Source organism: Streptomyces sp. ISL-11, from assembly GCF_018614525.1.
In the GTDB taxonomy this organism is placed as follows: Bacteria; Actinomycetota; Actinomycetes; order Streptomycetales; family Streptomycetaceae; genus Streptomyces.
Genome location: NZ_JAGGOL010000034.1, coordinates 80,874 through 91,748, shown reverse-complemented (window position 1 = coordinate 91,748; position 10,875 = coordinate 80,874). Strand labels below are relative to the sequence as shown.

General features: G+C 72.7%; 8 protein-coding genes. 1 reads left to right on the top strand and 7 read right to left on the bottom strand.

Going from position 1 to position 10,875, the window contains the following annotated elements; genetic code table 11:
- Positions 1-1,298, bottom strand: a 1,298-nt coding sequence (locus tag J7E86_RS09995) for a diaminobutyrate--2-oxoglutarate transaminase family protein (protein WP_308312537.1), incomplete at its 3' end; no start/stop codon positions are given.
- Between the two features lie 265 nt (positions 1,299-1,563).
- Between J7E86_RS09995 and J7E86_RS09990 the strand changes: the two genes are divergently transcribed.
- Positions 1,564-2,748, top strand: coding sequence for a serine protease (locus J7E86_RS09990; protein WP_215081198.1), 1,185 nt, complete (start codon positions 1,564-1,566; stop codon positions 2,746-2,748).
- Between the two features lie 116 nt (positions 2,749-2,864).
- Here the strand turns inward: J7E86_RS09990 and hflX are convergent, their stop codons facing one another.
- The 6 genes from hflX to miaA all read right to left on the bottom strand — a co-directional run bounded on the left by hflX (position 2,865) and on the right by miaA (position 10,826).
- On the bottom strand, positions 2,865-4,355 hold the full coding sequence (hflX, locus tag J7E86_RS09985) for a GTPase HflX (RefSeq protein WP_215081197.1): 1,491 nt from the start codon (positions 4,353-4,355) through the stop codon (positions 2,865-2,867).
- A 135-nt stretch (positions 4,356-4,490) separates the two neighbouring features.
- Positions 4,491-5,963, bottom strand: a complete 1,473-nt coding sequence (locus J7E86_RS09980) for a M1 family metallopeptidase (RefSeq protein ID WP_215081196.1) — start codon at positions 5,961-5,963, stop codon at positions 4,491-4,493.
- Between the two features lie 117 nt (positions 5,964-6,080).
- Positions 6,081-8,210: a bifunctional (p)ppGpp synthetase/guanosine-3',5'-bis(diphosphate) 3'-pyrophosphohydrolase gene (locus J7E86_RS09975; RefSeq protein ID WP_215081195.1), complete on the bottom strand. Its 2,130-nt coding sequence runs from the start codon at positions 8,208-8,210 to the stop codon at positions 6,081-6,083.
- 180 nt (positions 8,211-8,390) lie between these two features.
- Positions 8,391-9,266: a diaminopimelate epimerase gene (gene dapF, locus J7E86_RS09970; RefSeq protein WP_215081194.1), complete on the bottom strand. Its 876-nt coding sequence runs from the start codon at positions 9,264-9,266 to the stop codon at positions 8,391-8,393.
- A 55-nt stretch (positions 9,267-9,321) separates the two neighbouring features.
- Positions 9,322-9,780, bottom strand: a complete 459-nt coding sequence (locus tag J7E86_RS09965) for a hypothetical protein (protein WP_215081210.1) — start codon at positions 9,778-9,780, stop codon at positions 9,322-9,324.
- Between the two features lie 107 nt (positions 9,781-9,887).
- Positions 9,888-10,826, bottom strand: a complete 939-nt coding sequence (gene miaA / locus J7E86_RS09960) for a tRNA (adenosine(37)-N6)-dimethylallyltransferase MiaA (RefSeq protein ID WP_215081193.1) — start codon at positions 10,824-10,826, stop codon at positions 9,888-9,890.
- Positions 10,827-10,875 lie beyond the last annotated feature (49 nt).

The window sequence follows — 10,875 nt, the reverse complement described above, 5'->3', positions numbered from 1 at the left end:
CCGCCGTCCGGCTCGGCGCCGCCGGTGCGGGAGCCGTCGGCCGGCGGGGCGTCCGGGCGGGCGCTCGCCAGCCACAGTCCGTCCGCGAGCAGGTCGGCCTCCGGCTGCCCGGCATCGCCGCGGTCGTCCATTCCACCGGGCCGGTCGCCGCACCGCCCGGCGCCCTCGGGGTGCACGAACTCGATGCCGATCATGAGCCCGCGCCCGCGTACGTCGCCGACGCAGTCGCACTCCCGCGCCAGGGCCCGCAGCCGGCGCAGCATGCGCTCGCCGAGGGTCGCGGCGCGCGCGGCGAGGCCGTTCTCGCGGACGTACCGCAGGGTCGCGGTGCCCGCCGCCATGGCGAGCTGGTTGCCGCGGAAGGTGCCGGCGTGGTCGCCGGGCCGCCAGGCGTCGAGTTCGGCGCGGTAGACGATGACGGCCAGCGGGAGGCTGCCGCCGATGGCCTTGGACAGCACCATCACGTCGGGCACGACACCGCTGTGCTCGACCGCCCAGAACGCCCCGGTCCGGCCCACCCCGGTCTGTACCTCGTCGGCGATGAGCGGAATGGAGCGGTCCGCGGTGAGGGCGCGCATCCGGCGCAGCCAGCCGTCGGGCGCGGGAAGCACCCCGCCCTCACCCTGCACAGGCTCGACGACCATCCCGGCGGGAGCGCGTACGCCACTGGCGGGGTCGTCCAGGAGGCTCTCGGTCCAGCGCGCGGCCAGGTGGGCACCGCTCTCGCCGCCGACGCCGAACGGGCAGCGGTAGTCCTGCGGATAGGGCAGCCGGGTCACGCGCACGCCCGGTGCCGCGCCGGAGGCGGCCAGGGCTCCTTCCGTCATCCCGTGGTAGGCGCCGGTGAAGGCGAGCAGCCCGTCCCGGCCCGTGGCCGTGCGGACGAGCTTGAAGGCGGCCTCCACGGCGTCCGTGCCGGCGGGCCCGCAGAACTGGATGCGGGCGGAGTCGGCCAGTCCGGGCGGCAGCGTGCCGAACAGCTCGCTGGTGAAGGCGTCCTTCACCGGGGTCGCCAGGTCCAGTACGTGCAGCGGCGCGCCCGAGTCGAGGACGGCGCGGATGGCTTCGAGCACGACCGGGTGGTTGTGGCCCAGCGCCAGCGAACCGGCCCCCGAGAGGCAGTCGAGGTAGCGCCGCCCGTCGGCTCCCTCGATCGTCAGCCCCCGGGCGCGCACCGGCACGATGGGCAGCGAGCGTGCGTAGGTGCGGGCCGCCGATTCCCGTGCCGACTGCCGCCGGAGGATGCCTTCGTGGGCCGTTGACGCCGACGCCGTCGGCGGTAGCTGGGTCAAGGCCACGGCTCTGGGTCCTCCCGATTGAACACTGGACATGCTTGAACACTCGTCGGCTCTTCCCCGTACGTACCAACGACGCCACGAGCGGCGGAACACGGCCCGGCGTCAAGATCCTTCCGCGCGGAACCGGGGACCCGCCCGTGTCCGTCTCCCATCGCACCGGCATAGTGGGGCCCTGCCTCCCCGCTAGGGCGGGTGCATGACAACTTCACAGTGGCCGCGCACGCGGCACACCTCATCAGCAGATCGATCAGGGGGATCCCACTCCATGGCTTCCATCCGCCGGCCGGCGCTGGCCGCGGCCGCTCTGACCGCCGCACTGGCCCTCACGGCCACCGCGTGCGGCCCTTCCGAGGACACGGCGGGCAGCGACAAGCCCAGCGCCTCCGCCACCAAGACCGGCGACGACGTCCTTCAGCTGCCCAAGAACCTCCCTTCTTCCCTCAAGGACCTGGACAAGTGGAAGAACGGCGAGTGGAAGAACTGGGACAAGGACCAGTGGCTGCGTGAGGCGCGCGACTTCGTCAACCCGATGATCAAGGGCCACTGGAAGCCCGACACGATGAAGGACGCCCGCTCCAGCGACAAGACGCTCGCGAGCAAGGGTGCCCCGGGCACCGCTCCGGGGGCCTCCGGCGACCAGGGCGTCACCGACCCCGAGCCGCGCCCGGTGCAGGCGAAGTCGGTCGATCTGCCGTACCACAACAACGCGGCCCCGGTCGGCAAGGTGTTCTTCGACAGCCCCGAGGGCCACATGGTCTGCTCGGCGACGGTCGTCAAGGACCCGGCACACCCGGGCAAGTCCAACATGGTGTGGACCGCGGGCCACTGCGTGCACTCGGGCAAGAAGGGCGGCTGGTACCGCAACATCGCCTTCGTGCCGTCCTACAACGACAAGGGTCTGCCCGCCTCGCAGGTCAACAGCGCGCCGGTGCAGGACGTCGCCCCGTACGGCATGTGGTGGGCGGACTGGGCCCAGACCTCCACGCAGTGGATCACGCAGGGCGCCGAGACCGGTGGCGCGGGCGCGCCCTACGACTTCTCCGTGCTGCACGTCAAGCCCGAGGCCGGCTCCGGCAAGTCGCTGGAGGAGACCGTTGGTAACGCCCTCACCGTGGACTTCGAGGCCCCGCAGGTGAAGTCCATCCGCTCCATGGGTGCCTGGGGCTACCCGGCCGCGCCGCCCTTCGACGGCCAGAAGATGTACGACTGCATCGACAAGCCGAGCCGGCTGACGGTCGAGCCCTCGCAGCCCACGATGTACCGCATCGGCTGCACCATGACCGGTGGTTCGTCCGGGGGCGGCTGGTTCGCCCAGCGCGACGGCAAGGTGGTGCTGGTCTCCAACACCTCCATCGGCCCGTCGGACAACACCTGGCTGGCGGGTCCGCGCCTGGGCCCGGAGGCGAAGGGCGTCTACGACGCGCTCAGCCGGAAGTTCGCCAACCGCTGAGCCGACAGCCGGGTCCAGCTCGGTCAGTTCTGAGCGGACTCCCGGCGAAACGGTCCTCCTGTAACCGAAGGCCCGCCCCCCGGATCGGGGGCGGGCCTTCGCGTCGGTACGCCGGGTCAGCCGCGGGCGGCCGGCACGTAGCGCTGGAGCTCGGCGGCGAGCTCCTCGTGCACCCGGGCCTTGATCAGGGTGCCCTCCGCGGTGTGCTCCTCGGAGATCACCTCACCGTCGGCGTGGGCCCGCGCGACCAGCGAACCCCGCGTGTACGGCACGAGCGCCTCGATCTCGACGGCGGGCCGGGGCAGCTCGTCGTCGAGCAGCTGCAGGAGCTCCTCGATGCCCTGGCCGGTCCGCGCGGAGACGGCGATGGAGTGCTTCTCCACGCGCAGCAGCCGCTGCAGGACGAGCGGGTCGGCCGCGTCCGCCTTGTTGATGACCACGATCTCGGGCACGTCGAGCGCGCCGACCTCACGGATCACCTCGCGCACGGCGGCCAGCTGCTCCTCCGGTGCCGGGTGCGAGCCGTCGACCACGTGCAGGATCAGGTCGGAGTCGCCGACCTCTTCCATCGTGGAGCGGAACGCCTCGACCAGGTGGTGCGGCAGGTGCCGGACGAATCCGACGGTGTCGGCGAGGGTGTACAACCGCCCGCTGGGCGTCTCCGCCCGGCGCACGGTCGGGTCGAGGGTGGCGAACAGGGAGTTCTCCACCAGCACGCCCGCACCGGTGAGGCGGTTGAGCAGCGAGGACTTGCCGGCGTTGGTGTAGCCGGCGATGGCGACCGAGGGGACCTTGTTCCGCCGGCGTTCCTGGCGCTTGAGGTCGCGGCCGGTCTTCATCTCCGCGATCTCCCGGCGCATCTTCGCCATCTTCTCGCGGATCCGCCGCCGGTCCGTCTCGATCTTGGTCTCACCGGGACCACGGGTGGCCATGCCGCCCCCGCCGCTGGAACCGCCGCCGCCCATCTGCCGGGACAGCGACTGACCCCAGCCGCGCAGCCTCGGCAGCATGTACTGCATCTGGGCCAGGGAGACCTGGGCCTTGCCCTCTCGGGACTTGGCGTGCTGGGCGAAGATGTCGAGGATCAGGGCGGTACGGTCGACCACCTTGACCTTGACGACGTCTTCGAGGGCGATGAGCTGGCCGGGGCTGAGCTCGCCGTCACAGACGACGGTGTCGGCGCCGCTCTCCAGCACGATGTCCCGCAGCTCGCGCGCCTTGCCGGAACCGATGAACGTGGCCGGGTCCGGCTTGTCCCGGCGCTGGACCACACCGTCGAGCACCAAGGCGCCCGCGGTCTCGGCGAGCGCGGCGAGCTCCGCGAGGGAGTTCTCCGCGTCCTGAGCCGTACCGGACGTCCAGACGCCGACCAGCACCACGCGCTCCAGGCGCAGCTGCCGGTACTCGACCTCGGTGACGTCCTCCAGCTCGGTGGAGAGACCCGCGACGCGGCGCAGTGCCGCCCGCTCGGAGCGGTCGTACTGCTCGCCGTCGCGCTCCCCGTCGATCTCGTGGCTCCAGGCGACGTCCTCTTCCATCAGGGCGTCGGCCCGAAGGCTCTCCGGAAGGCTCTGCCGGTCCTGGGGAAGGGAAGAAGAGGAGGTCATTTGATCCTTTACGTCGTTGAGAAGGGGCGGCCCCGGCAAGGGGCCGCACGAGCGTCAACGCCTGACGGGCCCCGGAGATTCCCCGGGACGGCCGCCGCGCCGACCCGTCGATGGTCCCACGACCGCCCCGGGCCGTCACGCGGGTTTCGGGGCGGGCTTCCAGTCCGGGTGACCGGGCATCGGCGGGGTCGTGGCCCCGTACAGCCAGGGGCGCAGGAAGGGCCTCAGGTCCTGGCCGGAGACCTGGGACGCGAGCGCGATGAAGTCGGCGGTGCCCGCGGTGGAGTCGCGGTGCCCGGCGACCCACTCCCGCTCCAGCCGCTCGAAGGCGGCCGCGCCGATCCTCTGGCGCAGGGCGTAGAGCACCACGGCGCCGCCGTCGTAGACGTTGGGGCGGAAGATGCTGGTCTTCTTCCCGGGAGCGGACGCCTTGGGGGCGGCCGGCGGGCCGCCGTCGGCGCGCCAGGCGTCGGAGTGCTCGTAGGCGAAGCGCATGCGCAGGTCGAGCGGCTTCTTGCCCTTCTCCTCGGCGTAGAGCGCTTCGTACCAGGTGGCATGGGCCTCGTTGAGCCAGAGGTCGGACCAGGTGCGCGGGCTGACGCTGTCGCCGAACCACTGGTGCGACAGTTCGTGGACCATGATCGATTCGAGGTACCAGGCGGGGATGTCGGTCCTGACGAACAGGTCCCGCTCGAAGAGGGAGAGGGTCTGCGTCTCCAGTTCGAAGCCGGTCGAGGCGTCGGCCATCAGCACGCCGTAGGTCTCGAAGGGGTACGGCCCGACCCGCCGCTCCATCCACGCGAGGTGGTCCGGGGTTCTGGCCACCCACTTCTCCAGTCGCTCGCGGTCGCCGGCGGGCACGACGTCGCGCACGGGCAGGCCGCGCGGCCCGGTGCGGCGGGGGACGGCGGAGTGGCCGATGGAGACCTGGGCGAGTTCGGTGGCCATGGGGTGCAGGCTCCGGTACGTCCAGGTGGTGTTCCCGCCCCAGGCGACCCGGCCCTCGGGCAGGCCGTTCGCGACCACGGTCAGGTCCTTGGGGACGGTGACGTGGAAGGTGAAGCGCGCCTTGTCGGCGGGGTGGTCGTTGCCGGGGAAGATCCGGTGGGCGGCGTCGGCCTGGTTGGCCATGACCAGGCCGTCCTTGGTGGGGACCCAGCCGCCGTCCGTGCCGCGCGGATTGCTGGTGTGGCGGACGGTGACGGTGAAGTGGCCCTCGGCCGGGAGGTCGAAGGCGGGGGTGACGACCAGGTCCTCCTTCACCGGGGTGAACTCGGCGGGCAGGCCGTTGACCACGACCGAGCGGACCGTGCCGCCGGAGAAGTCCAGGTTGACGTGCTCCAGGTCCTCGGTCGCCTCGGCCTCGATGGTGGTGACGGCGTCGAGCGGCTTGTCGTTGCCGTGATAGGCGAACCGGATGTCGTAGGAGACGACGTCGTAGCCGGGGTTGCCGAGTTCCGGGAAGAGCCGGTCGCCGATCCCCCGCGCGGTCTCGGTGGGCGGGACGGCGGCGCCCAGGAGGAGGGTCGTGGCGGCGGCGGAGAGGGCGGCCCGCAGGCGCGCGGACCGCCGGGGGCTCGGGGGACGGTTCCCGGGAAAGTGCGGCATGCGTCCACCGCTATCAGCGCGCGAGCCACCACTGTCGGCGGCACGACGTCGGCCCACCCGTACGAGCATTTCGGAAGAATGTACGAGCGTCACACCGCCGGGCGGCCACGCCCACGGCTACAGCGGCGCCCCGGCGACCGCCCGGCCCGCCCGCTCGACGTCGTAGACCCCCGGCACGCGGCGCATGGCCCGCATCAGCTCCGGCAGCCGGCCGGCGTCGGTGAGCTGGAGGGTGTACGTGTGGCGCACGCGCTGTTCGTGGGGCGGCTCGACGGCCGCGGAGATGACCGCCGCGCCCTCGGCGGCGATGACTTCGGTGAGATCGGCGAGAAGGTGCGGCCTGCTGAAGGACTCGGCGCGGAGGGTGACCCGGTAGTCGCAGGCGCCGGCGCTCTCAGATGCGCGCCAGCGCACGTCCACGGGCACGCGCCCCGAGGTGACCATGCGCTCGACCGCCGGGCACTGCGCCCGGTGCACGGTGACGGTGCCGCCGCGCACGGCGAAGCCGGTGACCTCGTCGGGCGGCACCGGGGTACAGCAGCCGGCGAGCCGTACGCTCGCGGCCGCGAGGTCGGTGCCGTCCGAGGTGACCGCGACCGGCCACCGGACGGCCGGGGCGGTCGACCGGGGTGGCGGGCACGGGCGGTCCGGTGCGGCCGGCTCCGGCGGCGGGACGGGGTCGGACGCCGGGTGGGTGGCCAGCCAGCGCTCGATGGCGATCCGGGCGGCGGGGGTACGGGCGTGCTCCAGCCAGTCGGGGGACGGCCCGGAGACGGCGTCGCGGGACATCAGCAGGTGCAGGGTGTCCCCGTCGCGCAGGACCGTGCTGAGCGTGGCCAGCCTGCCGTTGACCCGGGCGCCGATGCAGCTGTGCGCGCCGTCCCCGTGCTGCGCGTAGGCCGCGTCGACACAGCTCGAACCCGCCGGCAGGCCGATGGTGCCGCCGTCGGCACGGAAGACGGTGACCTCGCGGTCCTGGGCGAGCTCGTCGCGGAGCGAGGTCCAGAAGGTGTCGGGGTCGGGCGTGGCCCGCTGCCACTCCAGCAGCCGGGAGAGCCAGCCGGGCTGGGTGGGGTCGACGCGCTCCCCGTCGGTCGCGTCGGGCGTCTCGGGAGCCGCGTAGGGATTGCCCAGGGCGATCACCCCGGCCTCGGCGACGCGGTGCATCTGGTGGGTCCGGATGAGGACTTGCGCGGCCTCGCCGCTCGGCCCGGCCACCGCGGTGTGCAGCGACTGGTAGAGGTTGAACTTCGGTACGGCGATGAAGTCCTTGAACTCCGAGATGTAGGGGGTGAAGCAGGTGTGCAGTTCGCCCAGGACGGCGTAGCAGTCGGCGTCCTCCGAGACGAGGACGAGCAGCCGGCCGAGATCGGACCCGGTGACCCTGCCGCGTTCCAGGCGCACCCGGTGCACGGAGACGAAGTGGCGGGAGCGGACGAGGACATCGGCGGCGATGCCGGCCTCGCGCAGCACCGCCCGCACGCGCTCGGCGGTCGCCTCCAGCGGGTTGGACCGGTCTCCGTGGGACAGGACCAGATCGCGGGTGCGGGCGTATTCCTCGGGGTGGAGGATCGCGAAGACGAGGTCCTCCAGTTCGGTCTTGAGCGCCTGCACGCCCAGGCGCTCGGCGAGCGGGATCAGCACATCGCGGGTGACCTTGGCGATCCTGATCTGTTTCTCGGGCCGCATGACGCCGAGGGTGCGCATGTTGTGCAGCCGGTCGGCGAGCTTGATGGACATCACGCGGACGTCGTTGCCGGTGGCCACGAGCATCTTGCGGAACGTCTCCGGTTCGGCCGCCGCACCGTAGTCGACCTTCTCCAGCTTGGTGACGCCGTCGACGAGGAAGCGCACCTCCTCGCCGAACTGCCCCCGCACTTGATCGAGCGTCACCTCGGTGTCCTCGACGGTGTCGTGGAGGAGGGAGGCGGTCAAGGTCGTCGTCTCGGCGCCCAGTTCGGCGAGGATCAGGGTCACGGCGAGCGGGTGGGTGATGTACGGCTCGCCGCTCTTGCGCGTCTGCCCGCGGTGCGAGGACTCCGCGAGCAGATAGGCACGGCGCAGGATGTCGAGGTCCGCGCCGGGATGGTGGCTCCGGTGGACCTTGGCGACGTGGTCGATGGCGTCCGGCAGCCGGCCGCGCGAGCCGGAGCCGCTGAGCGCCGCCCGCCGCAGCCGTCTCAGGTCGAGGCGGGCTCGGCCGCGCCAGCGGCCGGGAACGGCTTCGTTCGGGGCGTCTGCGCTCATGGGCACCTCCGGCAGCGTCGACCGGCGGTCGGCTCGCGCCTCCGGACCGGTGCTTGATGCTACCGAGCCCATCACGCGCTGCTCACCCGCTCTCGCCCAGAGTGAAACGGATCACCCATTCGAGCGAGCCGTACCGCCAGGCGTTCGGCGAGCGCCCCGAGTCGGGGTAATGCGCGCCGGTCAGGCTCCGGCGGCGAGCCAGGCCGCGTCGAGGACGCCCTCGGCGACGATCACGGCCGGGCCGGTCATCTCGACGGTGCCGTCCGGGCTCTCGGTGATCTCCAGACGGCCGCCGGGGAGGTCCACGGTGTAGGTCACGGGCACGCCCGTGACCGCCGGGTCGACGCCGTCGCGGCGCGCCGCCGCGACCATCACCGCGCAGGCGCCCGTACCGCAGGAGCGGGTCTCCCCGGAGCCGCGCTCGTGCACCCGCATCGCGACGTGACGCGGGCCGCGGTCGACGACGAACTCGACGTTCGTGCCGTCGGGGTACGCGCCGGCCGGGGCGACGGCGGGCGCGGTGAAGAGGTTCCCGGCGTGGGCGAGGTCCTCGACGAAGGAGACGGCGTGGGGGTTGCCCATGTTGACGTGGTGGGCGGGCCAGCTGCGCTCGCCGACGGTGACCGTGACGGGCCCCGGGGGCAGCAGCGCCTTGCCCATCGAGACGGTGATCCCACCGCCGGAGCTGTCCTTGGCGATGTGCGCGTGGCGGATCCCGGCACGGGTGGCGACGGCGACGTCGCCCTCCTCGGCCAGGCCGGCCCACTGGAGGTAGCGGGCGAAGACGCGGACGCCGTTGCCGCACATCTCGGCTACGGTGCCGTCGCCGTTGCGGTAGTCCATGAACCACTCGGCCTCGTCGGCCATCGCGCGGGCCTCGGGGTGGGCGGCGGACCGTACGACGCGCAGCACGCCGTCCCCGCCGATGCCCGCCCGGCGGTCGCACAGGCGGGCGACGGCGGCCGGGGACAGCTCGATCCGGCCGTCGTGGTCGGGCACGATCACGAAGTCGTTCTCGGTGCCGTGGCCCTTGAGGAAGGCGATCTGTGTGCTCACGTCTCGATGGTACGGGGCGGCTGTGACACGGCCGCCGGCCAGGCCCTTCGCCGGGCTAGCGCAGGCGCGCCACGCGCCAGACGGCGAGCACGACCACCAGGGCGACCACGGCCGTGTACGAGGCCACGTAGCGCCAGTCGGGCCGGCTCCCGGAGCCCCGGGCCGGCAGGCCCGGCCAGGTGTATCCGACGCGGCGGGCGGCCATCACGCCCCAGCCCGCGGCGCAGCAGCTGATGAGCAGGCCCAGCATGGCGACCACCGGTCCGCCGTCCCCGACCTCGAAGGCGAGGGGGAAGGCGAACATCAGTGAGCCCACGGCGGCGAGCACCACGATGGGGGCGAGCTGCCAGATCCGCAACCTGCGCGGGGGGCGCAGCTCACGGAACGAGGCCGGAGCGGGGTCGCCGGCCACGGAGCCGTCCGTCTCCACGGTGTCCTCGGGACCGTCCGGGGTCAGCGCTTCGGGCTCGCCCTGCGGCGGCTGCTGCGGTCTGTCACGAGGGCCGGCCTCCATCGCCACGCGCCCTCCCCACTCGGACTTCACGGCTCGATCGAAGCTTGATGATGGCACGCTCACGCGAGCCGAAATGGCGTGCGTGGCGTCCTGATGCCATCACGTGATCAGGCTGTGACCGCCCGTTCGACCAACGCCAGCGCTTGCCCGCGGAGTTCCGCCCTCCGGTCCGCCGCGCCACTCAGCCAGTGGACCCGGGTGTCACGGCGGAACCAGGAGTCCTGGCGCCGCGCGAACCGCTTGGTGGCCCGTACGGTCTCGGTCCGCGCCGCCTCCTCCGTGCACTCCCCCGCGAGGAAGGTGAGCACCTGCTGATAGCCGAGCGCGCGGGACGCCGTGCGCCCTTCGCGCAGGCCCTCGCGCTCCAGCGCGCGCACCTCGTCGACGAGCCCGGCCTCCCACATGCGGTCCACGCGCAGGGTGATCCGCTCGTCCAGTTCGGGGCGCTCGACGTCGACGCCGATCTGCAGGGCGTCGTACACGGGCTCCTCCCCGGGGAGGTTGGCGGTGAAGGGCCGGCCGGTCAGCTCGATGACCTCCAGGGCGCGCACGATGCGGCGGCCGTTGCCGGGCAGGATGGCGCGGCCGGCGGCCGGGTCGGCGGCGGCGAGCCTGGCGTGCAGCGCGCCCGGCCCCTCGGCCGCCAGCTCCTCCTCCAGGCGGGCCCGTACGGCCGGGTCCGTGCCGGGGAAGTCGAGCGCGTCGATGGTGCCCTTGATGTAGAGACCGGAGCCCCCCACGAGGACGGGCGTACGGCCCTCGGCGAGCAGCCGGTCGATCTCGGCGCGCGCCAGCCGCTGGTACTCGGCGACGCTCGCGGCCTCCTGGACGTCCCAGATGTCGAGGAGGTGGTGCGGCACACCCTGTCGTTCCTCCGGCGTCAGTTTGGCCGTGCCGATGTCCATGCCCCGGTACAGCTGCATGGAGTCGGCGTTGACGACCTCGCCGCCCAGGTGCTGGGCGAGGGCGACGCCGAGATCGGACTTGCCGGCCGCCGTGGGTCCCACGACGGCGATGACCCGCGGGGCGGGAACTGCGTTTTTCACCGGGTTTTTCACCGGATCAGTCTCGCAAACCTTTGGCGCGCCCCTCGAA